General features: G+C 46.5%; 20 protein-coding genes and 1 other RNA gene. 13 read left to right on the top strand and 8 right to left on the bottom strand.

What is annotated here, in order from left to right:
• Positions 1-106: 106 nt before the first annotated feature.
• The 5 genes from ampE to lpdA all read left to right on the top strand — a co-directional run bounded on the left by ampE (position 107) and on the right by lpdA (position 8,785).
• Positions 107-1,168 (top strand): regulatory signaling modulator protein AmpE, encoded by a 1,062-nt coding sequence (gene ampE, locus ACFO4O_RS08860; RefSeq protein WP_382407528.1) that lies wholly within the window; start codon positions 107-109, stop codon positions 1,166-1,168.
• A gap of 186 nt (positions 1,169-1,354) precedes the next feature.
• A complete protein-coding gene (gene pdhR / locus ACFO4O_RS08855; RefSeq protein ID WP_382407526.1) occupies positions 1,355-2,110 on the top strand; it encodes a pyruvate dehydrogenase complex transcriptional repressor PdhR in 756 nt (251 codons plus the stop codon).
• 154 nt (positions 2,111-2,264) lie between these two features.
• Positions 2,265-4,961 carry a pyruvate dehydrogenase (acetyl-transferring), homodimeric type gene (gene aceE, locus ACFO4O_RS08850; protein WP_382407524.1) on the top strand — a complete coding sequence of 899 codons (2,697 nt, stop codon included), beginning with the start codon at positions 2,265-2,267 and terminating at the stop codon, positions 4,959-4,961.
• Positions 4,962-4,972: 11 nt separating this feature from the next.
• The gene (gene aceF, locus ACFO4O_RS08845) at positions 4,973-7,000 is read left to right on the top strand and encodes a pyruvate dehydrogenase complex dihydrolipoyllysine-residue acetyltransferase (protein ID WP_382407522.1); all 2,028 of its coding nucleotides are present in this window, start codon (positions 4,973-4,975) and stop codon (positions 6,998-7,000) included.
• A gap of 360 nt (positions 7,001-7,360) precedes the next feature.
• A complete protein-coding gene (lpdA, locus tag ACFO4O_RS08840) occupies positions 7,361-8,785 on the top strand; it encodes a dihydrolipoyl dehydrogenase (protein WP_382407520.1) in 1,425 nt (474 codons plus the stop codon).
• 220 nt (positions 8,786-9,005) lie between these two features.
• Here lpdA and ACFO4O_RS08835 read toward each other — a convergent pair whose 3' ends face one another.
• Positions 9,006-9,299: a hypothetical protein gene (locus ACFO4O_RS08835; protein ID WP_382407518.1), complete on the bottom strand. Its 294-nt coding sequence runs from the start codon at positions 9,297-9,299 to the stop codon at positions 9,006-9,008.
• Positions 9,300-9,513: 214 nt separating this feature from the next.
• Here ACFO4O_RS08835 and ACFO4O_RS08830 point away from each other — a divergent pair, with 214 nt between their 5' ends.
• The 4 genes from ACFO4O_RS08830 (at position 9,514) to ACFO4O_RS08815 (ending at position 12,523) form a co-directional block, all read left to right on the top strand.
• Positions 9,514-9,756 (top strand): DUF1289 domain-containing protein, encoded by a 243-nt coding sequence (locus ACFO4O_RS08830; protein WP_382407516.1) that lies wholly within the window; start codon positions 9,514-9,516, stop codon positions 9,754-9,756.
• A 94-nt stretch (positions 9,757-9,850) separates the two neighbouring features.
• Complete coding sequence (locus tag ACFO4O_RS08825) at positions 9,851-10,672, top strand: HDOD domain-containing protein (RefSeq protein ID WP_382407514.1); 822 nt, start codon at positions 9,851-9,853, stop codon at positions 10,670-10,672.
• Between the two features lie 147 nt (positions 10,673-10,819).
• Positions 10,820-11,668, top strand: coding sequence for a DUF481 domain-containing protein (locus ACFO4O_RS08820; protein ID WP_382407512.1), 849 nt, complete (start codon positions 10,820-10,822; stop codon positions 11,666-11,668).
• A gap of 111 nt (positions 11,669-11,779) precedes the next feature.
• Complete coding sequence (locus ACFO4O_RS08815; protein ID WP_382408289.1) at positions 11,780-12,523, top strand: DUF481 domain-containing protein; 744 nt, start codon at positions 11,780-11,782, stop codon at positions 12,521-12,523.
• A gap of 168 nt (positions 12,524-12,691) precedes the next feature.
• Here the strand turns inward: ACFO4O_RS08815 and serA are convergent, their stop codons facing one another.
• From serA to ssrS, 6 genes are all read right to left on the bottom strand, one after another.
• Positions 12,692-13,924 (bottom strand): phosphoglycerate dehydrogenase, encoded by a 1,233-nt coding sequence (gene serA, locus ACFO4O_RS08810; RefSeq protein ID WP_382407510.1) that lies wholly within the window; start codon positions 13,922-13,924, stop codon positions 12,692-12,694.
• A gap of 134 nt (positions 13,925-14,058) precedes the next feature.
• Positions 14,059-14,718 carry a ribose-5-phosphate isomerase RpiA gene (gene rpiA, locus ACFO4O_RS08805; protein ID WP_382407508.1) on the bottom strand — a complete coding sequence of 220 codons (660 nt, stop codon included), beginning with the start codon at positions 14,716-14,718 and terminating at the stop codon, positions 14,059-14,061.
• A gap of 6 nt (positions 14,719-14,724) precedes the next feature.
• Entirely contained in the window at positions 14,725-15,357 is a 633-nt protein-coding gene (locus tag ACFO4O_RS08800) for a 5-formyltetrahydrofolate cyclo-ligase (RefSeq protein ID WP_382407506.1), read from the bottom strand.
• Positions 15,347-16,288, bottom strand: coding sequence for a nucleoside hydrolase (locus tag ACFO4O_RS08795; RefSeq protein WP_382407504.1), 942 nt, complete (start codon positions 16,286-16,288; stop codon positions 15,347-15,349). Before ACFO4O_RS08795 ends, ACFO4O_RS08800 begins: the two co-directional genes overlap by 11 nt.
• Positions 16,289-16,335: 47 nt before the next feature.
• Entirely contained in the window at positions 16,336-17,238 is a 903-nt protein-coding gene (locus tag ACFO4O_RS08790) for a ribokinase (RefSeq protein WP_382407502.1), read from the bottom strand.
• 157 nt (positions 17,239-17,395) lie between these two features.
• A non-coding RNA gene (gene ssrS / locus ACFO4O_RS08785) (6S RNA) lies at positions 17,396-17,578 on the bottom strand.
• A 203-nt stretch (positions 17,579-17,781) separates the two neighbouring features.
• Between ssrS and ACFO4O_RS08780 the strand changes: the two genes are divergently transcribed.
• The 4 genes from ACFO4O_RS08780 to ACFO4O_RS08765 are packed head-to-tail and all read left to right on the top strand — an operon-like array spanning position 17,782 to position 22,422.
• Positions 17,782-18,351, top strand: coding sequence for a UPF0149 family protein (locus ACFO4O_RS08780; protein ID WP_382407500.1), 570 nt, complete (start codon positions 17,782-17,784; stop codon positions 18,349-18,351).
• Positions 18,348-19,760 (top strand): Xaa-Pro aminopeptidase, encoded by a 1,413-nt coding sequence (pepP, locus tag ACFO4O_RS08775; RefSeq protein WP_382407498.1) that lies wholly within the window; start codon positions 18,348-18,350, stop codon positions 19,758-19,760. The genes ACFO4O_RS08780 and pepP overlap by 4 nt, the downstream gene beginning before the upstream one ends.
• Positions 19,753-21,183, top strand: a complete 1,431-nt coding sequence (locus tag ACFO4O_RS08770) for an FAD-dependent monooxygenase (RefSeq protein ID WP_382407496.1) — start codon at positions 19,753-19,755, stop codon at positions 21,181-21,183. Before pepP ends, ACFO4O_RS08770 begins: the two co-directional genes overlap by 8 nt.
• Positions 21,184-21,186: 3 nt before the next feature.
• Positions 21,187-22,422 carry a UbiH/UbiF/VisC/COQ6 family ubiquinone biosynthesis hydroxylase gene (locus ACFO4O_RS08765; RefSeq protein WP_382407494.1) on the top strand — a complete coding sequence of 412 codons (1,236 nt, stop codon included), beginning with the start codon at positions 21,187-21,189 and terminating at the stop codon, positions 22,420-22,422.
• A 4-nt stretch (positions 22,423-22,426) separates the two neighbouring features.
• On the opposite strand, the gene ACFO4O_RS08760 is transcribed toward ACFO4O_RS08765, so the two are convergent.
• A complete protein-coding gene (locus ACFO4O_RS08760) occupies positions 22,427-24,019 on the bottom strand; it encodes an amidohydrolase family protein (RefSeq protein ID WP_382407493.1) in 1,593 nt (530 codons plus the stop codon).
• Between the last annotated feature and the right edge of the window lie 53 nt (positions 24,020-24,072).

Below are 24,072 nucleotides of genomic sequence, written 5' to 3'. Positions count from 1 at the left end.
CCTGCTCTAGCGCTTGCTTATACTGTATTGCCACTAAATAAGCATTGAACCTAGCGCGCAAGCACATATACTGAACGTACACAGCGTTTTTGCATGAGAGGCTTCATTGACCCTTTTCTCACTACTGTTGGTAATGGCCCTAGAGCGAGTTACCACTAAATCAAAACAATTCCATATTGCTACCTTAGCAGAGGCTTACTTTGGGTTTTTGAGTCGCAAAGGCTGGTTGCTTGGTGGGCATTCGTCTGATACACACTCAAAAAAGGAGCAGGCTGCTAATCATTATTACAACGCTGACGATTCGTCGAGCTTAGGTTTGGTTTCCATCCTTGTTATGGCATTAGTTCCAACCCTCATAGCATTTTTATTGCTTAACGCGTTGCCGTCTTTGTTTGTGTTTATGATTAACTTACTCGTACTTTGGGTGTGTTTGGGTTGCCCTGTGACCCGGAGCACCTACAAGCGATATTTGCAGGCGGCACATCGGGAAGATTTTCAAGCGTGTGCGCTACACAGCATGTCTTTTGGCAATGAAGGTGGTGCGCTTAGCAATGTTGGTAAGCAATTAGTGTTAGTCAACTATCGACAATATGCCTCGGTGATTATCTTTTTTATCGTGCTAGGTGCTCCTGGCGTCATTTTTTATAGCTTAATAAAAGAATGGGTGCTGCATCAAAAGCGCCAGCAAGCTGCATTAAAAGAGCAAGCTACATCAACAAACAGCAGTATAAATAGCACGGTAAATAGCCGGTTAAACACTGAGCAAGGTGATATTGACCAAAACGCTATTATAAACGAACAAAGCCCCGAGGTATTCTCGGAGGTATCTCCTGAAGTATCCCCTGAGGTATTGCCCACTGAAAATACTTCGGGCAAGGGCGAGAGTTTATTGTTTGTACTCGACTGGTTACCTGTGCGAATAACCACGTTTGGATTTTTAATCGTCGGCCATTTTTCAAATGCACTGTCGGCATGGTTCGATATTATCGTCAATCCGCAAACCTCCACCTACGATGCCTTGGCTAGCGTATCAAAGGCGGCAGAAGATGTTGGGGATCGTGACTCTCATTTAAATGAGCCTCTGCAGTTAGTTAAGTTGGTAAAACGCAATATTGTATTCATCTTGATGTTGCTGTCTTTAGCAACAATGGTCGGAGTAGTTGCCTAGGGCTTTACCTTCGCAAGTTTCTTGCTTACAATACTTTGGTTAATTGGTATGACCATTGAGTGTTGAGGCGTTGAAATCAGGTAAATAAACTGACACGACGCCGCTTACGCTTTGATGCAAACAAGCCCAGACAATGCTGTTTGCATGGTGTATTCCCAATAAAACACTTACCAGCAATCTTTTAGGATGCGAATGATAAGACAGGCAAAAATTTCTGATGTGATAACCGAGCGTTTAGAGTCCATGATCATTGATGGCACTTTAACCGCGGGTGAAAAACTATTGCCTGAACGTTTGCTCGCAGAAAAATTTCAAGTGTCACGCCCCTCTTTACGAGAAGCCATTCAAAATTTAAGTGCCAAAGGCCTCATTGAACGTAAGCAAGGCGGTGGTACATTTGTTACAAAAAGCCTGAACAAGGCGATGACCGATCCGCTCATGGATTTGGTTGCCACACGACCAGAAACCCAATTTGACCTGCTTGAGTTCAGACATGCATTAGAAGGCATGGCGGCTTATTACGCGGCGCTTCGTGGGCAAGCGAGCGATTATGAGGCCTTAAGCGATTCGCTAATGGCCTTACAAGCACTGAGTAAAAATGCGAGTGCGGTTGAAGAGGCCACTGCCTTATCTAACTTTTATTTGACCATGGCAAAAGCCTCACACAACATGGTGCTATTGCATGTTATGCGCTCAATGCAGCCAATGTTGATAGACAATATTCAACGCAATTTTGCCATGCTCCGAAGCGGCGCTGATGTGGAGCAGAACATACAGCAACAGCGCAGAGATATTGTAGATGCCATTGTAAAAGGCGACCCTGTAATGGCACGCTCTGCAAGTCACAAACATCTAGGCTTTATTGAGCAAACTTTGCTCGATATCAACCAACGAGATACACAGGTACAAAGAAGTTTAAGAAGAATAATAAGTGATGAGTAAAAAGATAGTTACGACATCACAAAAGCCTGCATTTTTTACCAGCAGGTAAGGCTTTTAGCATAGCGCGGTATTGTTAACGCTCGCTATGAAAAATACATACGAGCAAGATGAGGTTTCTTATCTTGCTTTTTTGAACAAGAGAATAGGAAATGTTATGGCTGATAATATGGCTGCGACTGACGTTGCAAATAAAGCATCTGACGTGGATCCGCAAGAAACACAAGAGTGGTTAGACGCACTAGAAGCAGTATTAGAAGAAGAGGGTGTAGACCGCGCTCACTATCTATTAGAGTCGTTGATTGAAAAGGCCCGACGCAACGGTGCCCACTTGCCCTACGATGCGACCACTGCCTACATTAACACCATACCTGCTGGTCAAGAGCCTACCATGCCTGGTGACCAAACCATTGAAACCAAAATTCGTAATGCGATTCGCTGGAATGCGATAATGATGGTATTGCGTGGCTCGAAAAAAGACCTAGAACTTGGTGGTCATATATCGAGCTTTGCTTCTTCTGCGATGCTTTACGATGTGGGCTTCAACCACTTTTTCCGCGCACCGAGCGAAAGCGATGGTGGCGACTATCTCTTTGTTCAAGGACACGCCTCTCCCGGTATCTATGCTCGTTCGTTTATTGAAGGACGTTTAAGTGAAGGTCAGCTAGATATGTTCCGCCAAGAAGTAGGTGGGCAGGGGCTATCTTCTTATCCGCATCCCAAACTGATGCCTGACTACTGGCAGTTCCCAACGGTGTCGATGGGCTTAGGACCAATGCAGGCGATTTATCTTGCTCGCTTTTTAAAATATTTAACCAACCGCGGCCTTAAAGACTGCTCAAACCAGCGTGTTTGGTGCTTTATGGGTGATGGTGAGGTAGATGAGCCAGAAAGCTTGGGCGCAATTGGTTTAGCCTCACGTGAGAACCTCGACAACCTGACCTTTGTTATTAACTGCAACCTGCAGCGTCTTGACGGCCCTGTGCGCGGAAACGGTAAAATTATTCAAGAGTTAGAAGGCGCTTTCCGCGGCGCAGGCTGGGAAGTATTTAAAGTGATTTGGGGTCGTTATTGGGACCCTCTGCTTGCTCGTGATACTTCAGGCAAATTGCTCGACGTGATGAACGAAACGGTAGACGGCGAATACCAAAACTATAAGTCGAAGGGCGGAAATTATACCCGCGAAAATTTCTTTGGTAAGTATCCAGAACTCAAAGACATGGTAGCGAATATGTCTGACGAGGATATCTGGCGCCTTAATAGAGGCGGACACGATCCGGTTAAAGTATACGCGGCATACAAAAAAGCCACAGAAACGAAAGGCCGTCCACAGGTTATTCTGGCAAAAACCGTTAAAGGTTATGGCTTAGGTAACGCTGGTGAAGGTAAAAATATTGCGCACAACGTTAAGAAAATGGACCCTGAGTCGATTTTGCAATACCGCGACAGATTTAATATTCCGCTGTCAGACGAAGAGTGCAAAGAGTTAAGTTACTTTAAGTTTGCCGACGACAGCCCCGAAATGCAGTATCTGCGTCAAAAGCGCGAAGCGCTTAACGGTTATATGCCGGTACGACGCGCTAAGTCATCTGAAGAATTACCCGCTCCACCTTTAAAAGCCTTTGAAGCGATTACTAAGGGCTCGGGCGATCGTGAAATTTCAACCACCATGGCCTTTGTTCGCGTGCTTACCGTGATGCTTAAAGATAAGCAAATGGGCAGCCGCGTAGTTCCCATTATTCCAGATGAAGCCCGTACTTTTGGTATGGAAGGCTTATTCCGTCAGGTGGGTATTTATTCAAACTCCGGTCAAAAATATATTCCTCAAGACAAAGACCAAGTAGCCTATTATCGTGAAGATAAAAAAGGTCAGGTATTGCAAGAGGGTATTAATGAACTGGGCGCTATGTCGTCGTTTGTGGCCGCGGGTACCTCGTATTCACTGAACGATTTACCTATGTTGCCGGTGTATATTTATTACTCAATGTTTGGTTTCCAGCGTGTGGGCGATATGGCGTGGGCCGCCGGTGACTCACAGTGCCGCGGATTTTTAGTCGGCGGCACCGCAGGACGCACCACACTAAACGGCGAGGGATTACAGCATCAAGACGGTCACAGTCATATTCAAGCTGGGTTAATTCCCAACTGCGTTAGCTACGACCCTACCTATGGCTACGAAGTAGCGGTGATTGTGCAAGACGGTATTCGCCGGATGTTAGAAGACCAAGAGAATGTGTTCTTCTATTTAACGGTGATGAATGAAAATTATATTCAGCCTGAAATGCCAAAAGGCTGTGAAGAAGGTATTTTAAAAGGTATTTATTTGCTCGACAAAGCAGGCACTGCCAAGTCTAAAAAGCAGGTCAAACTGCTAGGAAGCGGCACAATTTTAGAGCAAGTGCGCAAAGCTGCTACCCTGCTTCACGACAACTATGGTGTGGCGTGTGAGGTGTATAGCGCTACCTCTATGAACGAGCTCGGCAGAGACGGCATTGATTGCGACCGCTTTAACATGCGCAATCCGAAAGAAAAAGCCAAAGTACCTTACATTACGCAAGTATTGTCTGATGGCTTTGACGGCCCAACCATCGCCGCTACCGACTACATCAAAGCATATGCAGAGCAGGTGCGTCCGTTTGTGCCTGGCGCGTACAGAGTGCTTGGTACTGATGGATTTGGACGCTCTGATAGCCGTGAGAACTTGCGACACCACTTTGAGGTTGATGCAAATCATGTGGCTTACGCTGCACTTTATGAGCTATACAAACAAGGTGATTTTTCTGAAAAAGACCTAATGGCTGCACATAAAGACCTTGCCATTGACGCTAGCAAAATTAACCCACTTTACGCATAAGGAGACTGACAATGGCGAATTTAGTTGATGTTGTAGTACCCGATGTGGGCGAAGATGAGGTTGAAGTGATTGAGGTATGCGTTGAAGTAGGTCAGTCTCTAGAAGCAGAAGACTCGTTTGTAACGGTGGAAAGCGACAAGGCGAGTATGGACATTCCTATTCCTTTTGCCGGCACAGTAAAAGAGATTTCGGTGAAGGTGGGTGACAAAATTAAGCAGGGCGATGTGCTCGGCAAGGCCGAAGAAGCTGGCGCTGAGAGCGAAGATACCGCCGCGTCAGAGCCAGAGCAAAAAGCAGAACAAGCCAGCAGTGCGCAGCAAAGTTCTGCGAGTGAGGTGTCAAAGCCCGAACCTGCAGGTGGTTCGTCGTCGCAAACTATTGAAGTGACGGTGCCTGATATAGGCGATGCTGCCGACGTTGAGATCATCGAGGTATTGGTTAGTGAAGGCGATACCGTTGCCGAAGAAGACGGGCTAATTACCCTTGAGACCGATAAGGCCACGATGGATGTGCCTGCACCTCAAGCCGGTAAAATCCTCTCGTTAAAAGTCAAAACGGGTGACAAGGTGTCTGAGGGCAGCCTTATTTTAACCTTAGAGACTGAAGGTGGTGCGGCGCCGGATACAGCCACAAACTCTGATGACGCTAATGCGCCGAGTAACGACAGCGCGCAAAATGCACCGAGCGAGCAAGTAGCGAAGCCTGCTGCCTCAGGCGCAAGCAAAACAATTGAAGTGACGGTGCCAGATATTGGCGATGCCGAAGATGTAGACGTTATTGAAGTGCTGGTTTCCGCTGGCGATAAAGTAGCGGCAGAAGACGGTTTAATCACGCTTGAAACCGACAAAGCGACTATGGATGTTCCTGCCCCAGAGGCCGGCACAATCAAAGAGCTTAAAATTAAAGTCGGTGACAAAGTATCAAAAGGCTCTTTAGTGCTAACGCTTGAAGTTGAGGGAAGTGCACAGGCCTCTGAGTCTCAGTCTGCTCCTGCACCTGAAACAAAACAAAGCGAAGCTCCTGCTCAAAGCAGTCAGGCTGAACCACAGGCAGCGCAAAAAGCCCCTCCCGTGCCTCATCATCCTTCAGCAGGCGAAAAGCAAAAAACTGGTAAGGTACATGCGTCTCCATCGGTCCGCCGCTTAGCGCGTGAATTTGGTGTAGATTTAACGCAGGTACAAGGCAGCGGTCGTAAAAACCGCATCTTAAAAGAAGATGTTCAGTCTTATGTGAAGTACGAGCTGTCGCGTCCTAAAGTGACAGCGGGCGCAACGGCCAGCCAAGGTGGTGGCGGTTTGCAGGTAATTGCACAGCCTAAAGTTGATTTCAGTAAGTTTGGCGAGATTGAAGAAAAGCCGCTCACGCGCATCCAAAAGCTGTCAGGGCCAAACCTGCATCGCAACTGGGTAACCATTCCGCATGTGACGCAGTTTGAAGAGGCCGACATTACCGACCTTGAAGCGTTTAGAAAAGAACAAAACGCCATTGCCGAAAAACGCAAGTTAGGAGTAAAAATCACGCCGCTTGTGTTTATGATGAAAGCAGTCGCAGATGCGCTTAAGCAATACCCAACGTTCAATACCTCATTGTCGGCAGACGGTGAGTCGTTGATACAGAAAAAATACTATCACATTGGTATTGCGGTAGACACGCCGGGAGGTTTAGTCGTACCGGTAGTGCGCGATGTAGACAAAAAAGGCATTTTAGAGATTTCTAAAGAGCTAATGGACATTTCTGTTAAAGCCCGTGATGGCAAGTTGAAATCGGCCGACATGCAGGGCAGTTGCTTTACCATATCGAGCCTCGGCGGTATCGGCGGCACGGCATTTACGCCAATTGTGAATGCACCTGATGTTGCTATTTTAGGCGTGAGTAAATCAGAGATAAAACCAAAGTGGGATGGAAAAGAATTCCAGCCTCGCTTAATGTTGCCGCTGTCGTTGTCATACGATCATCGAGTGATTGATGGCGCACTAGCAGCAAGGTTCGCGGTTCACTTGGGTGAATGCTTAGCGGATATCCGCCGAATATTGCTGTAAAGATTGCTGCTCAACGTCGTTCCTGAGAGGGCGTGATGCTGTTCGTTTGATGAGTGAATCGTCAAAGTGGGGGGGAGGTGTTCATTTAAAAGCATACGTGCACATGGATGTGCACGTCTGAGCGGCCAGGATGGCGAACAGCGACTTTTAAATGAACACCTCCCCCCCACCAGATTCACTTATTAAATGAACAGCATTGTGAGATGACTCGACGTTGAAGAAAACACTTGAGTTTGCAAGCAAGAAGTTAAAAAAAGCCCCACACGGGTTCAAACTTAGTATAGAAATGCCGTACAATATGCGGAGTAAAGCCATGGCACTGAGTGCTTGTGGCATTTTTAACAAAAAATTGAGGTCATAATGAGCGATATTAAAACGCAATTAGTGGTACTTGGTGCAGGTCCTGGCGGGTATTCAGCCGCATTTAGAGCTGCCGACATGGGCATCGACACCGTAATTGTGGATGCACGAGAAACCCTAGGTGGTGTGTGCTTGAACGTGGGTTGTATTCCTTCTAAAGCACTTTTGCACGTCGCTAAAGTGATTCAAGAAGCTAAACACCTGTCTAGCCATGGCGTTACTTTTGGTGAACCTACATTTGACCTTGACAAAATTCGCGCGTGGAAAGACTCAGTGGTTGGTCAGTTGACCAAAGGCCTAGCCGGTATGTCTAAAATGCGTAAAGTAAAGCATGTGCAGGGCTACGGTAAATTTACCGGCGCTAACACCCTAGAAGTTGAGGGCTCAGATGGTAAAAAGTCTACTATCACCTTTGACAACGCGATTATTGCAGCGGGTTCAGAACCGGTAAACCTGCCGTTTATCCCACATGACGATGAGCGCGTGATTGATTCGACCGGCGCATTGGAAATGAAAGATATTCCAGAGAAAATGCTGGTACTCGGTGGCGGCATAATTGGTCTTGAGATGGGTACTGTATATCACGCGTTAGGCTCTAAAATAGACGTAGTTGAATTTTTAGACCAGCTTATGCCAGCGGCCGATAAAGACATCGTTAAAGTCTACATGAAAACCATCAAAGATAAGTTCAACACCATGCTTGAGACTAAAGTCACCGCAGTAGAGGCGAAAAAAGATGGTTTGTACGTTACCTTTGAGGGTAAAAACGCGCCAGACAAACCTGTACGCTATGACCGCGTGCTCGTTGCTGTAGGCCGTAAGCCAAACGGTTCACTGGTTGCCGCAGAGAAAGCCGGTGTTAAGGTAGATGAGCGTGGATTTATCAAAGTAGACAAGCAAATGCGCACTAACGTGCAAAACATCTTTGCAATAGGCGATTTAGTAGGCCAGCCGATGCTTGCTCACAAAGCGGTTCATGAAGGACACGTTGCTGCTGAGGTGATTGCCGGTAAAAAGCATTACTTTGATCCTAAGTGTATTCCTTCAGTTGCTTATACCGAGCCAGAGGTCGCTTGGGTAGGTTTAACAGAAAAAGAAGCCAAAGAGCAGGGCGTTAGTTTTGAAACAGCGTCTTTCCCTTGGGCGGCGTCAGGCAGAGCTATAGCGTCTGCTGCTACCGACGGCTTGACCAAGCTGATTTTTGAAAAAGACTCAGGTCGCGTTATTGGTGGCGCCATCATCGGTACAAATGCCGGTGAAATGTTAGGTGAAATTGGCTTGGCAATCGAGATGGGCGCTGACGCAGAGGATGTTGCTCTGACTATTCATGCTCACCCCACCTTGAATGAGTCCATCGGTTTGGCTGCAGAGATATTCGAGGGCAGCATTACCGACATGCCAAATCCAAAAGCTAAAAAGAAATAGTTTAATTTAGCGATAATTAAGCTGAATTTAGGATAAGAATAAACCCAGCATCGAGACCTCGCTGCTGGGTTTTTTATTGGGTGCTTTTTATTAGGTCGTTTTTGTCGGTGCTTTTGAACAGGTACTCTTGGTCAAATACTCCTGTTCAGGTACTTTTGGTCGGTACTCTTGATCAGGTGCTTTTGAGAATGGGCAGCATACTGATGACTAAGCACAAGCTTTAGTAAAAAGGCCTGCGTGCATTATGGGTGCTTTTTTGAGCGCGTCGTCTAGCTTTACGTGGATTAAAATATAAGTCTATGAATGCGTCTTTAATCGTGCGGCGGTTTTTTAGCACAATAACCTTTAAATACTGATTGTCTGCCTCTGGTATCTTGCGATAGCGAGCGTAGCGACCATCAATTTCTTTTATCTCAAATTCAGGCGCGCTAAAGGTCTGTTCAATCCATTCTCTCTTAAGATGCTGGTAGTCTGGCTCTTTTAGTTTGTTTTCAAAATAGCTCGTGAGTTCCATCTGTCGTCCTGACCGATTGAAAGTGTGTTTTATCGATTAACAAGATAATAACACGACTGTAAAAGCTTTGGCCTGATCTAAAGCATATTTTGTGAAAATTCACTTTAAGAAATTTGCTACATCGCCCTTATGGTTAACCGCTGTACAAAAACGCAGGATAGTATTTGAGCAGTCTATGACTATAATCATGTTCCTTTTTGCTTTGTGAGCATGTATGCGGCAGTTAGAGTTTTTTGATATCCCAAGCCCCTGCATTGGCGTATGCGAGTCAGGACCTCGCGGGTATTGTGTGGGATGCTTCAGAAGCCGAGAGGAAAGAGTACACTGGCACTCAGTGGACGACTCGACCAAGCGAATCATAGTGCAAGCTTGCACCCGTCGAAAGCGCGCTTATCTGGCTCGTAAAAACAAATCAAGCGATACCGACACGCATTTTAATCAGGGAAGTCTTTTTTAGGTATTTTCTCGTTACGGTAGGTATTAATTTAGCCACCCCAAAGCCAGCACTTATAGATTAAACTCTGCACCATTGAAAAATGCCGAGAGATCATATGTCGACAGCCCCGATTGTAAAGTTTGCCTCCAAATCGTTTACCCTTCCAAATACTTGCGTGAGGCTCAGAGGAATTTTGGACGACCCGTCGTCTGACATTGAAGATATGGCGAAGGTCATGTCCTTAGACCCCTCATTAAGTGCTAAGGTACTTAAACTTGCAAACAGTGCGCTATTTCGGTTCCCGGCACAGGTATCAAGCGTGCCAAAAGCGCTCAGCATCATAGGCGGTGAAGCGGCGTACAACATATCCATGGCTGAAACGGCCAATCTAGCGTTTAAATCGTTTGAGTCAGCGCAAATCAACTTTGACCGTTTTTGGCATAAGGCCGTGCTAAATGGCTTAATAGCAAAAGCCTTAGCGCAGCAAAAGCAAATTCGGGGGTCTGAACGCTACTTTGTACTGGGCATATTGCAAAACCTGAGTGAGCTTGTATGCGCTACTCGTCTGCCTGAAAAGTATGCGATTTACAAAGAGATACAGCACGAAAAACTGCCGCTGCAGGCGCAAAAAGATGTGTTTGGCTTTACGTTCCCAGAATGCAGTGGTCTTATTTTGGAATCATGGCATTTGCCTGATACCTTAAGCGGTCCATTAAAAGAGCTCACGCTTGAGCATGTGCCCTCTCAGGGCTTTGACGCAAGCTTATTGTATATTGCTCAGGCAATGTCGCACTTAGAGCAAGGGCGAGACATTCGAAAGCATCCAGCGGTAGACATTCGCCCGCTTGATGAGATTGGATTAAAAGAAGACGATTATGATATTATCTTGGAGTTCGCGCTGGCTGAGTCTCTAAAGATTGCGGCAACGCTAAAATAATGATCAATTCGTAGTCAGTTAAACGGCTTCGTAACGCGCGAACATAGAGTGCAAATATAAGCACTTGATTGAAAATACTTAATTGAAACACTTAATTGAAAACACAGCTGCGACCTGTTCGTGGTGTCAATCAACGTTCGCGCTAAAATGAAAATACTACTTACTTTAATGCTGTGCCTTCTTGCCACATCAGTTAATGCTGATATGAACGCGCGCCTGCAGCAAAAAGCCTCTGACTTTTTCAAAAACCCCAGTGCCAAGCGCAATCTTATTAAACTCCTAAATACGCATCCAACTTACAGTGAGTCGGATGATGAGACCCCCGATTATCCGTCTTTTGATTTAGAGGGTGAGTTTGGTGTGCTGGTCACAACCGGCAACACTAATACCAGCATGTTTAAACTGGCGCTCGACGCAGATCAAGAACTGGAAAGCTGGAGCAATCAGTATTTCGTCCAGTTTTTACAGCGTAATACCGAAGTTGATGACGACAACATTGCAGACCTAGACACGAGTCGCTCGCAAATATCAACGCAGTTTGACTATAAACTACTAAACCCTAAATATCGTCTGTTTGGATTTGCCGAGTACGACGATAATCAGTTTTTACAATTACGTCATCAACTCACCGCCGTAGCCGGATGGAGCCATTTAGCGTGGAAAAGAGAGCACACAGAGTTTCGATATAGTTTTGGACCCGGATGGACCCGTTCTGAACAAGAGGATACCGGATTTGTACTGCAAGAGATGATTGTTAGGGCAACAGCAAACTATGCCTATCGGTTTGAAAATAACGCCCGATTTCGTCAATCGATTACCGCTGAAATGGGCGAAGTAAACTCAAAGGCGAAATCGCTTACGTCAATTAGCGCTAAAATATTTGAGCGTTTAGCGATGAAGTTCAGTTTTGAAATGTCTTTGGACGAAAATGTGTCGCGAAATGTAGACAACTTTACCACGCAGACCAGTATTTCTATGGTCTATCAGTTTTTTTAATTGGTTTGTGTGCGCATTTTGTTTACCATGCTCATCAAGCTATATAGGCGTTCTGCCTGCTCGGTTATAGTTTCTTAAATCACACTAAAAATAATTGGATGCGCTATGAATATTAAATCTCTTTCTGTTGCCGCTTTGCTTGGCTTTGCCTCTTGTGCAGTCGTTGCCCAAGAAGAGGAAAAAAAATCTTTTACTATGGACGGTGAGTTCGGTTTTATACTGACGACCGGTAATACTGAAACGACGTCGATTGCTTTGGGAATAAATGCCAGTCAAGAGTTAGAGCAATGGAGCAATGTTTATTTGTTGGAAGGTCTTTACAAAGAAGACAGCGATGTAAACGCTGATGGTGAGGAATTTAGTAGGGTGACTGAGCAAAAGTTTTTTGCATCAGCACAGGCAAATTATAAGCTTACCAATCCGGATCACCGTCTCTTTGGTTTTGCATCTTATGAAGACAATAGACTAGGTGCCTTTGCATACCAAGGCACAATAGCGGCTGGTTGGAACCAGTTGGTATGGGAAGACAAAAGTTCGTCCTTTGATTACAGTGTTGGTCCAGGTTATTCTTTTGCAGAAACACAAGAAGGTGAGAGCGTCAATGGTGCGATAATTAGGGGCGCTGCTAATTACGTTTGGAATATTTCTGATACCGCAAAATTTACACAGACCTTTTCTACAGAATATGGCTCTGATAACGTCAAGTCTCGTGCTGAAACTGCACTAACAGCTCAAATTGCTGGCGACCTTTCTTTAAAAGTGTCTGTTAAGTTTGACCATAATACAGATGTGGCTGAGGGACGTGAAAAGTTAGACACTGAAACCGCAGCGACTTTGGTTTATAACTTTTTCTAAATGTTACTGAGACCGCAATTTGCTAATCAGGTAAATGCATTCGTCGCGCATGCAAATTAAGCAAAGTAAGCAAGATAAAACGGCTTAGACACATAGATACAAAAACGGCGCATCCTTTTGGTAGCGCCGTTTTTTATATTGATATTGCGTGTTGCTATTAGTTGCTTGTTACCAGTGCAGCATCCGCGTTTTGATAGTACCTTCAATTTGCGTAAGGTGCTCAAAGGCTTCTTCGGCATTTTCTGCATCTACATCTACCACTACGTAGCCAATCTCTTCATTGGTTTGTAAATATTGCGCAGCGATGTTGATGCCTTTGTTGGCAAAAGCTTGGTTAATTTGCGTCAGCACGCCGGGTCGGTTTTTGTGAATGTGCAACAACCGCGAGCGGTCCACATGCGCAGGTAAAGACACCTCAGGGAAATTAACCGCTGAAAGCGTGGAGCCGTTGTCTGAATACTTAATAAGCTTACCGGCTACCTCAATCCCAATATTTTGTTGAGCCTCTTGTGTGCTACCGCCTACATGTGGCGTTAAAATAACGTTGTCGTACTTGCGCAAGGGAGATTCAAATTCCTCGCTGTTAGACTTTGGCTCTATCGGAAATACATCAATCGCCGCGCCATTGAGTCTGCCGTTATCTAGCGCACTGCAAAGAGCGTCAATATCAATAATGGTGCCCCGAGCCGCGTTAATTAAAATTGCGCCGGGCTTCATTTCATCGAGCTCTTTTTTGCCAATCATGTTTTGCGTGTGGGTAGTTTCTGGCACATGTAGGCTAACAACGTCAGAGGTGTTCAGCAGCTTTTTAAGCGACTTAACCTGCATAGAGTTACCCAGTACTAACTTATCTTCAATATCGTAAAACTGAACGCGCATGCCTAAATGCTCAGCCAAAATACTAAGTTGGGTGCCAATATGGCCATAGCCGATAATGCCAAGGGTTTTGCCGCGTGCCTCGTAGGAATCTACTGCGCTTTTTTCCCATTCTCCGCGATGAGCTTTGGCATTTTTACTAGGAATGCCGCGAAGCAAAAGAATAATCTGGCCCAGAACGAGTTCAGCGACCGAACGGGTATTCGAAAAGGGCGCGTTAAATACCGGAATGCCGCGTTTTAAATGCGCATCTAAATCGACCTGATTGGTGCCTATGCAAAAACAACCCACTGCAACGAGTTTTTTTGCGTGCTCTACCACGGTGTCGCTTAACTGTGTTCGCGAGCGAATGCCCACAAAGTGTGCGTCTTTTATTTTTTCAATGAGTTCCGCCTCTGGGAGGGACGTTTTTAACGACTCAATGTTAGTGTAGCCAGCACTCTCAAAGGTTTCTAAGGCACTGTTGTGCAAACCTTCTAATAACAATATTTTAATTTTATCCTTGGCTAACGACTTTTTACTCATATGGCTGCTCTTCTAAAAGACATCTAGACGTCTAACTGGGTAGTAGGACGATAGCAAATTTTGCTCTGCGGGCAAAGCACAAATTGTTAACCTACCTATAATAAATGCTCATATTAAATGCTCGCAGTAAATGCTCACTGCGATATCTGTGCGCCGTTGTCGGTGCCGGTAATCACAATGTCTGCACCACGGTGTGCAAAAATGCCGTTACACACCACGCCCACAATCTGATTGATGGTGGTCTCAAGCTCAGGCGGATTCAAAATATCTAAATTAAATACATCAATAATTACATTGCCGTTATCAGTTACCACGCCCTGTCGGTACATAGGGTCGCCGCCGAGTTTAACGATTTCTCTTGCCACGTACGAGCGCGCTAAGGGAATGACTTCAATCGGTAAGGGGAATTTGCCCAGTATGGGAACTTGTTTGGTGTCGTCTATGATGCAAATAAAAGTTTTAGCTACCGCAGCGACTATCTTTTCCCGAGTCAGCGCAGCGCCTCCGCCTTTGATCATGTGTTTGTGTTCTGTGATTTCGTCTGCACCATCTACATAAATATCAAAGCTGCCGACTTCATTTAAGTCAAACACTTCGATACCGTGATTTTTCAGTCGCTGCGTGGATGCCTCAGAGCTCGATACCGCGCCTTTTATTAGGTCTTGTTTTTCAGCAAGTGCGTCAATAAAGTAGTTCACGGTTGAGCCTGTGCCTACGCCCACTATGGTGTCGGCTTTTACAAACTGCATGGCTGCTTGTGCCGCAGCGCGTTTTTTATCATCTTGGGTCGTCATTGGAGCTTACTCACTTTTAAGGGCGGATTTACCGCGATAGAGTTGTGAAGGCGTTAATATGTAAGGTAGTGGAATGTCCCACGCTTGGGTAGGCAAACTTAAGGCTTTTTGAATATCGTGGGCCAGGCCAACCACGCGCACTGTGCTGCTAGGGTCGAACACTAAATTAGCCAGTGTACGATCAAAAAAACCTCCGCCCATGCCCAAACGGTTGCCCTGCTCATCAAAGGCAACAAGCGGTGTGAACAGTAGGTCGAGTTGTCTAAGCGGACATACGTCACGGCAGTCTAGCCGCGGTTCTAAAATACCAAAATGATTGGCGCGCATATGCGTGTTTTTTTTGTAGCGCAAAAACAGTAAGTGCCCATCGCTAAAGGGGTGTAGTACCGGCAAATACACTTCTATATTGCTTTTCCACAAATGCTCAATAAGCGGTTTTGTATCAAGTTCGCCGTCGTTAGTCATATAAAGCGCAACGCGACTAGCCCCTTTGAGCAAGGCATGCTTGTTTACTTGTTCAATTAAGCCTTGTGCTGCGCTTGCTTGCTCGCTATTAGAGAGCGCTTTGCGGCGCTCTCTGAAGGTTTGCCTTAATGTACTGCGCAAGGCAGTGGTTTGATGCTGTTGCTTAACGTCCATATACGTCGATAAAGAGCTGCGTGAGGCGAGGGTGATCCACCGCTGTTGCCACCTTTAATTTTGGCATGTTAAGCCATAGCTCACTGGTGGTGCTACCGTTTGGCGCAAAGCTCGTTTGCCCTTTGTGCAGAGGGTCGGTGCCCACGCGCAAATGCCCTTCGGTCATTGTGAATAAGGTCTCATCTAACATGTAGGCGAGCGGAAAGGCGTCGTGAAAGTAGCACACGGTTTCGTCTTTACCTTGCGAATAAAATTCAGTGTAAAACTTTGATGTTTGCTGCACAAATCCGCCAAGCTTAGGATTCTGTTCAGCTAGCTGTGAGGTGAAATCAGGGGAGAAGGGTAGGTCGTAGGTTACGTCAAGACCAAACATATTAATTGGCCACGAAGCGCCAAATACAATTTCAGCAGCGTGCGCGTCATTCCATATGTTTGCCTCGGCCACCGGCGTAACATTGCCTGGCACAAAGGCAGCGCCGCCCATGATATTCACGGCTTTAATCAATTTAGGAAGCTGTGGCTCAAGTTTAAGCGCCAGTGCAAGATTGCTCAGCGGACCTACCGCAACAAGCGTGACTTCACCTGGATATTTACGCGCCATCTCAACTATAAATTGCGCAGAACTGCGAGGGTCAAGCTGACCTTTAGGTTCGGGATGATTGATATTGCCTAAGCCATCGTCACCGTGCACAAAATAAGCGTAGCTCGATTCTGGACCCACGTGCGGCATCGCCGCACCTAAACACACTGGAATGTCTACCTCTGCAAGCTCAATTAGGCTGAGTGCGTTTTTAGCCGACATTTGTGCAGGTACGTTACCAAAGACCGTGGTTAAGCCTAGTACCTCCAGTTCAGGCGCCTGAAGGGCAAAGAAAATTGCCATGGTATCGTCGATACCCGGATCGGTGTCCAAAATAATTTTATGTGTCATAGTGCTTGTCTGTTTTTCCGTAAATAAGTGTGTGTTTAAAGCTTGGTTTATGTATTTTCTTGCGCTTTTAAAAAGGTTCTTGCTTCATCTAAAGAAGGAATCGAACTTGAAGCGCCCGGCCGAGTGACGCTTATAGCCGATGCTGCACAAGCAAGTTTAAGCGCTTCTTTGATGTTCTTTTGTGCTGAAAAATGCGCTAGGAAAAATCCAATAAATGTATCGCCAGCGGCTGTTGTGTCTGTTGCGTCCACGCAGTAAGCACTTACATATACGTTTTGCGATTTGTGCATATAACGCACACCCTGTTTCCCCAAGGTCAGCACTATTTGTAAGTCGTTTGCCAGCGTCATTAGCGCGTTTGTTGCTTGCTCAATATCATCGCACTCGGTTAGCTGCATGGCTTCAATTTCATTAACGATGAGTAGGCTGAGTTTGTTAAGCGGAAGACTTTTAATCTCGTCGGTCATAGGCGCTGGATTAAAGGCCACAGGTATGCCTTTGTTGTGAGCGTGCTCAATAATGCGCTTAATTTCATTTGTTTCGTTTTGTAGCAGCATCCAATCGTTGGCAGTAGCGCCGCTCAGTGCTTTTTCAATTTTGTTGGCATCTAACAGGTGATTGGCGCCGGGATACAAAATAATCGCGTTCTCGCCGTCTGTATTTACCTGAATAATCGCATGCCCAGATGCGGTGTCGCCTTGCTGCGCAACAAACTGCATATTAACGCCAGCGTCTAGCATGGGGCTTAGCATATTGGCGTCGTTACTGTGGATGCTACCAACATGATAGGTTGTGATACCGGCTTTTGCACAAGCAATAGATTGGTTTGCACCTTTGCCGCCCAAAATTGCGGTATACCCGCTTGATGCTAGCGTTTCACCCGGGTTAACAAAATGAGGAACTTGATATACGTGGTCGATATTTATCGAGCCAAAATTAAAAACAGCCATATAGTTTCCGTTTATATCTGCTGTGACAAACACAGTCGCCCTCAGCGAAGATGCTGTTTAGCGCGAGTACATTAGTTAAAGACGACCTGAGCGAGCGATGTTGTGTATAGTGCATCATCAAGGCGTATTACCTGAACACCGATTGCGCGCAAGTAAGGCGCCTCCCAAAATGCCGCTGTATACTAATCGTCCGTGTGCCGATAGGACACGGTGGAGGTATTATCGTTGCCGTAGGCTTCTCGATACGAGCCGAGCTTGCACAATAGAAACGGAGGCAACCCCCTGGGTTTAAAGCATCGGCCAGGAACATGCAGTATACTGGCTAACATTTCAGGAAGCATTGTGTTGCATCTCGGTTTTGTATTACCGAGCAGAGCATGTTAACGCAAAGCGTCATGACTTGAAAGTGACATTGCTGAGTCTGACAGATATTTAATCTATGGCTTGTTTCATAGTGATTAAAAGACCTCGCCGGCCCTAACTCAGTTTCAATTATTCAGGCTATTTGCTAGGATTAGGGCAACTAAGCAAAGAGTATTTTCTGTGTCTGAACATCTTATAAAGTATGAGCAATTTTCGACTACCTTGAGCCAACACAACGTTGTAGTTGACGGCGCTGAAGTTCACGGCATTATTTGCGGCATGTTGGCAGGTGGCATGACTGTTGACGACCAAAGCTGGCTTGAAGCATTAGCCGATGTGGTAAATCAGGGAGACGATTTTGCGCCCGAGCTTAAGACCATGATCACAAGCGTTTACAACCAAGTGTGTCAGCAATTTATAGAACCTGATTTTGCCCTTGCAATGTGCCTGCCCGACGACGCCTCACCCATTAATGAGCGCGGACAAGCCTTAATGCAGTGGGTGCAAGGCTTTATGCTCGGTTTTGGCCTGCATCAAGCAGACTTAAGCAAATGCTCAGAAGACGTAAAAGAGGCTTTAGAAGACTTCTCGCAAATTGCGCGCATGGATGAGCAAATGAGCGAAGATGAAGAATCAGAACAAGCCTTGTTTGAGGTGGTAGAGTATGTACGAATAAGCGCAATGCTTTGTTTTAATGAACTTGGTAAATCTTTGCTCGATAGCCGTCAGCAACCGCCGGTGGTCCATTGATAAGCATTGATGAATTTCGCGCACGCAGGGCCTCACTCATCGAGAAATGCGCGCCCTCTAGTTTGGTCATTGTGCCCGCCGCTAGCGCGGTGACTCGAAGCAACGACACCGAATATCCCTTTAGGCAAGACAGCGACTTTTTTTACTTAACCGGGTTTGCCGAGCCCGACGCATTTTTGCTGCTGTCTAACCAGTTAGCGGGTTCTCAAGAGCCCTCAGCTAGTTCACAAGAGCCCTCAGCGAGTTCACAAAAGCCATCAGAATCAAAAGCCAACGCGACTGAAAACACCCCATTTGCCAGCATGATGTTTGTATTGCCCAAAGACCAGCATGCTGAAATATGGCATGGCAGGCGACTTGGCGTGCAGGCCGCGCCGGATGCACTGGGCATTGATGAAGCGTTCAGTATTGATGAGATTGACGAGCTTTTAGCTGAGTTAATAAATGGCCACGAACACCTCTATTTTAGTCTAGATAAATATCCGCAAGCCGATGCGGTGGTGCAGGCAGCGCTCGCACAGTGTAAAGCTGCGCCAAAGCAATCTATGCTTGCGCCATCCTCTATTGTTGATGTGGACCCACTGATTCATGCAATGCGCCGGATAAAATCTGATGCTGAGCTTCAGATAATGCGAAAAGCGGCGTCGATATCGGTCGATGCACATTTACGCGCCATGCGTTTTTGCCAACCCGGCGTATGGGAATACCAACTCGCCGCTGAAATACATCATGAATTTGCCATGCGCGGTGCTTGTGCGCCGGCTTATTCGAGTATTGTGGGCAGTGGAGAAAACGCCTGCATATTGCATTACACTGAAAATAGTAAAGCAATTGAAGATGGAGATTTAGTGCTGATAGACGCCGGTTGCGAACTACAAGGTTATGCAGCAGATATTACTCGCACATTTCCTGCTAACGGCACGTTCACCGAAGCACAAAAAGCCCTTTATGAGCTTGTATTAGACGCTCAACTTGCCGCCTTAACAAAACTGGTGCCTGGGAGCACCATTGCTGATGCTATGCAGGAGTGTGTGCACGTTATAACACACGGTTTGCTGCGCTTAGGTATATTGAAAGGCACATTTAGCGACTTGCTTGAGCAAGAAGCGTGGCGGCCTTACTTCATGCATGGCTTGGGGCATTACTTAGGCTTAGATGTTCATGATGTGGGTAAGTATAAGCAGCAAGGTAAAGATATTCCGCTATCGCCAGGTGTGGTTATAACGGTTGAGCCTGGTTTGTACATTGCTCCTAATAGCCCCGCGCCAAAGCAGTATCATGGCATTGGCATTCGTATAGAAGATGACATTGTGATCACCGAAAGCGGTCATGAAATACTCACATCTGCCCTACCCAAAGAAGTGTCTGCAATTGAGGCGTTGATGTCTGGGAGGCAAAGCAGTGCCTAAAGTGTACGACGTGATAATCGCCGGGGGTGGTGTTGCGGGTTGTGCAGCCGCGGCCGCGCTGTCGAACATTGCTTCACTCAATATTGCGGTTGTTGAGCTGTGTCCGCCAACAAAAACCAATGTGCATCCTAGTTTTGATTCGCGCGTGATTGCGCTGGCCAATGCTTCGTTGTCACATTTACGCAGTTGGGACTTTGACATTGACGCGGTAAATGGTGCGCCCATTGAGCGCATTCATGTATCAGACCGCAAGCATATTGGGCAGGTTGTGTTAGATGCGCAAAGCGCAAACGTGGCGCAACTAGGCAAAGTGGTTCGCCTTGAGGACCTCGGACTTGCGTTATATAAAACGATAACGAGTGCGTCTGACGGTTTAGAGCAAAAAGCCAAGGTAGATTACTTTACGCCGGAGTATATAGCGTCTGTTACCCGCAGTGCGAGTGAACTTACGGTAGTGACGCAAAAAGCGAAAGAGGCTGAGGACAGCACTGAAGACAGCAATGCTACTCTCGCGAATGCGCAAGTTAATACGCAAGCTGATGCTCAAGTGGATAAAGCTGCCCAAGCGCAATTAACCAAAACAAAACGCACTCAAGACAAAGGCGGCCGCACGCTAAAAGCAAAGCTGCTGATCATTGCCGAGGGCGCCGATTCTAAAACGCGGAACATGCTCGGCATTCGTTCATTACAAGATGACTATGAGCAACACGCCGTCATTACTAACGTCACTACGCAACTGCCTCATAACAACTGCGCCTTTGAACGATTTACAAAGTATGGCCCGCTCGCGTTTTTGCCGATGGCATCTGATGAGCAAGATACATCTAAAACCTTAATGTCGGTGGTGTGGACAACGAGTAGTCACCACGCGCAGGCTATTTTGGATTTACCTGAAAAGGCATTTTTGTACAAGCTTGGCGGTTTGTTTGGCAGTAGGTTAGGGCGCATTGAGTCTGCAAGCCCGCGTGCAAGCTATCCTTTATTGTTAAAACAAAGCCCCGAATTTTCATCACACAGAGTGATTTGTATTGGCAATGCCGCGCAAAGTCTGCACCCTATTGCGGGGCAGGGATTTAATTTAGGCGTGCGCGATATTCAAGACTTACTGCTCATTTTACAAAAGACCTTGGCAGAGACTAATGAGTTGCAGCCAGCATTAAAAAACGCCCAAGACTTATCAAACGCTGCTCAGACTGCAAATTCGGGCGCTATAGATATTGGCAGCTTTGCTGTCACTCAAGCGTATAAACATGCACGAAGTAAAGACAAGCAGGCGGTAATAGGCGCAACAGACCTTTTAGTAAGAGGCTTTTCTAATCATGACCTGCCCTTTGTGCTTGCCAGAAACAAAGCACTTATAGCAATGAATGCCTTGCCCAGTGCTAAGCGGGCATTTAGTCATTATGCAATGGGAGAAAGATAAGCTATGAGCGCAAGCAAAAAGCATGGGCTGATTATTCAAGCCGACGTTGTTATTGCGGGGGCTGGCATTGTGGGTCAAACTTTAGCTTTGTTGCTCGCGAATATTCCCGAGACGCAAGCGCTCAGCGTTGTTGTTATCGACACACAAGACCTTAGCGCAGTAAAAACCAGTGAGCAGGACAGTGCGTCTGGTCAGCCCGAGGTGTTTTCGCCTCGGGTAAGCGCAATAAGCCATGCAAGCCAACAGATTTTTGAATCACTTGGCGCGTGGCAGCACATTGCTCGCAAACAACCATACACAAGCATGCATGTTTGGGAGCAAGATAGTTTTGCGGGAATCGACTTTCACAGTGACGAGATTGGCCTAGACGCGCTTGGAAACATTATTGAAAATGAGCAAATCACCTTAGGTTTGTATCGTACAGCGAGCGCTGTCAGCAGTATTCAATACCTAATGGGATCACCGATTGAGCAGATGCAGCTCAGCAATGGTGAATATCAACTACAGCTTGGCAATGGACAGCTCATTGTGGCTAAACTTGTAGTGGGTGCCGACGGTGCCAACTCCTTTGTGCGCCAGAATGCAGGCTTTGTGCATACGTTTTGGGATTATGACCAAACTGCCATAGTGGCCAATGTAAACACAAGTGAGCCGCACACGTTATGTGCTCGGCAGGCTTTTACTCCCACCGGCCCGTTGGCTTTTTTGCCTTTAGCAGATAGCTTTCAGTGTTCAATTGTGTGGTCGCAAGACACCCAAGCTGCTGAAGACCTAATGGCCTTAGATGATACCGAGTTTTGCAAATCCTTGGGCCGTGCGATTGATATGAAGCTCGGATTGTGCTCGCTTAGCACTGAGCGCTTTAGCTACCCTCTTAGAATGCGCTATGCGCGCCAGTGGGTAGACGAGTCGGTTGCTTTAATAGGTGATGCAGCGCATACCATTCATCCATTGGCGGGGCAGGGTGCGAACTTAGGGATTGGAGATGCACAGGCATTAGCCCATAACATTGCCCAAAGTATACAGGCGAATAAACCTTTTTACAGCAAACAACAACTGCGTAAATATGAACGAGCACGTAAAGCGCAAGCGCAAAAAGCGATTGCAGCTATGGAAGGCTTTAAGCGCTTGTTTAGCGGCTCCGACCCACTGAAAAAACTGCTTAGAAGCACAGGATTATATACCGCTAACAAGCTAAACCCGGTAAAGCAGTTTTTTATTCAGCAGGCAGAAACTTAGGTGTTTATTGCTTAGCCTGTTCAACCATCTCTTTTACGTCGGCCAGTAGCGCTTTTGCGTCGTAAACAATGCCGTCTTTTATTGTATATTTTACGCCGCCCACGCGCGTTGGCTGGTTGTTGTCGTCGAGACGATAATGGCCGGTGCCGTAGAGCACTTTAAAGTTTTGTAAGGGGTTTTGATCAACAATCACCATGTCGGCCAGCTTGCCGATGCTGATTGAACCAATCTGGTCGTCCATCCCTAGGGCCTCAGCACCATTTAGAGTTGCCGACTGCACAACCTCATAAGGGTTAAAGCCGGCTTCTTGCAGTAGCTCTAACTCGCTAATATATCCAAAGCCATAAATTTTATAAATATACCCAGAATCTGAGCCAGTGGTGACTCGCCCACCATGATTTTTATAGTCATTTAAGAAGGTCATCCATAGATTAAAGTTCTCTTTCCACGCGATTTCTTCGCTAGTGGTCCAATCAAACCAATAAGAACCGTGGGCGTAGCGACTGGGTTTAAAAAACTCCCATAAAGTAGGCAGGGTATAGTCGTCATGCCAGTCGGCGTTTCGCTCTCGCATTAGGTCCCGGCTTGCTTGATAAATCGTCATGGTGGGGTTAATCGTGAAGTTAAGAGAAATGAGCTCGTCGCGTACGGCATTCCATTTATCACTGCCTATAGGGGCAGCTTGTGCCCATAGCTTACCGGCTTCACTAAATCGGTCTTGTTCGTTGTTGTAATTATAGGTAGCCGGATAATCTTGTATAGTTTTGGCGGTAAACATAGCCTCTGGCAAACCATACCAGTGTTCCATTGTGGTAAGGCCTAGGCGGGCGGAGTCTAATACATTCATGCTCATTACGTTGAGCTGAGCGTGATGCATCATAGTGCCCAGACCTTGCTCTTTGGCTTCATCTAGCGCCGCTTCCATGACCTTTGGTGTGGCGCCAAAAAACTTAATGCCCTTAGCGCCGTCTTTTGCGGCTTGTTTTACCCATTTACGCGCCTGTTCAGGGGTAAATATCGGCGATTTTGCACCCATACCAAAGCCGAGGTAGGGCACTATACGAGGCGCAACAATCTCATTGGTTTGGCTGCGTTCAACGTGGTCGAGCACCCAGTCTAAGCCGTTGAAGCTGCCCGGCTCACGCACGGTGGTAATACCGTGGGCAAGCCAAAGTTTAAACACATATTCAGCCGGAATGTTGTCGGCTGAGCCGCCAATATGGCCGTGCATATCTATAAAGCCGGGCAACACATAATGTCCGCTTAGCTCCATTTCTTTATCGTTGGGCCCGGCGACAGGTCGGCCTTCTGGTTTAATTGGCACACCCGGATGCCCCACACTCACAATATTTGTAATGCGGTTGTTTTCAATAATGATATCGAGCGGCCCACGCATAGGCGCACCCTCGCCATTAATGAGGTTGACGCCGCGCAAAATTAAACGCTCATAAGGACCGCTGCCCTCATCACTCGCTTTACTGGGTGCCGAAGCGCCGGGCGCTGCAAGCGCTGTAAAGCTGATGCAAATTAAACTGAATGCGGCAATGGCTAGGCGAAAGCAAATGTTAGAGGTGGTGCGGTTCGTATATTTGGGCATAGTTTTTTTAGGCATTTTTTTGTGCATAGAGTCGTCTTCTTATTATGGCTAAG

Origin of the sequence: Glaciecola siphonariae, from assembly GCF_042652645.1 — a bacterium.
Lineage (GTDB): Bacteria > Pseudomonadota > Gammaproteobacteria > Enterobacterales > Alteromonadaceae > Glaciecola > Glaciecola siphonariae.
This window is presented reverse-complemented; position numbering and strand designations above follow the sequence as displayed.

Excerpts from the sequence above, each read along its gene's own strand:
- aceF (WP_382407522.1), top strand. The coding sequence starts at position 4,973 with ATGGCGAATTTAGTTGATGTTGTAGTACCCGATGTGGGCGAAGATGAG.
- ACFO4O_RS08765 (WP_382407494.1), top strand. The coding sequence starts at position 21,187 with ATGAGCGCAAGCAAAAAGCATGGGCTGATTATTCAAGCCGACGTTGTT.
- lpdA (WP_382407520.1), top strand. The coding sequence starts at position 7,361 with ATGAGCGATATTAAAACGCAATTAGTGGTACTTGGTGCAGGTCCTGGC.
- pdhR (WP_382407526.1), top strand. The coding sequence starts at position 1,355 with ATGCGAATGATAAGACAGGCAAAAATTTCTGATGTGATAACCGAGCGT.
- ACFO4O_RS08825 (WP_382407514.1), top strand. The coding sequence starts at position 9,851 with ATGTCGACAGCCCCGATTGTAAAGTTTGCCTCCAAATCGTTTACCCTT.
- ACFO4O_RS08830 (WP_382407516.1), top strand. The coding sequence starts at position 9,514 with ATGCGGCAGTTAGAGTTTTTTGATATCCCAAGCCCCTGCATTGGCGTA.
- ACFO4O_RS08835 (WP_382407518.1), bottom strand. The coding sequence starts at position 9,299 with ATGGAACTCACGAGCTATTTTGAAAACAAACTAAAAGAGCCAGACTAC.
- ACFO4O_RS08790 (WP_382407502.1), bottom strand. The coding sequence starts at position 17,238 with ATGGCTGTTTTTAATTTTGGCTCGATAAATATCGACCACGTATATCAA.
- rpiA (WP_382407508.1), bottom strand. The coding sequence starts at position 14,718 with ATGACGACCCAAGATGATAAAAAACGCGCTGCGGCACAAGCAGCCATG.
- ACFO4O_RS08795 (WP_382407504.1), bottom strand. The coding sequence starts at position 16,288 with ATGACACATAAAATTATTTTGGACACCGATCCGGGTATCGACGATACC.
- ACFO4O_RS08820 (WP_382407512.1), top strand. The coding sequence starts at position 10,820 with ATGAAAATACTACTTACTTTAATGCTGTGCCTTCTTGCCACATCAGTT.
- ACFO4O_RS08760 (WP_382407493.1), bottom strand. The coding sequence starts at position 24,019 with ATGCCCAAATATACGAACCGCACCACCTCTAACATTTGCTTTCGCCTA.
- aceE (WP_382407524.1), top strand. The coding sequence starts at position 2,265 with ATGGCTGATAATATGGCTGCGACTGACGTTGCAAATAAAGCATCTGAC.
- serA (WP_382407510.1), bottom strand. The coding sequence starts at position 13,924 with ATGAGTAAAAAGTCGTTAGCCAAGGATAAAATTAAAATATTGTTATTA.
- ACFO4O_RS08800 (WP_382407506.1), bottom strand. The coding sequence starts at position 15,357 with ATGGACGTTAAGCAACAGCATCAAACCACTGCCTTGCGCAGTACATTA.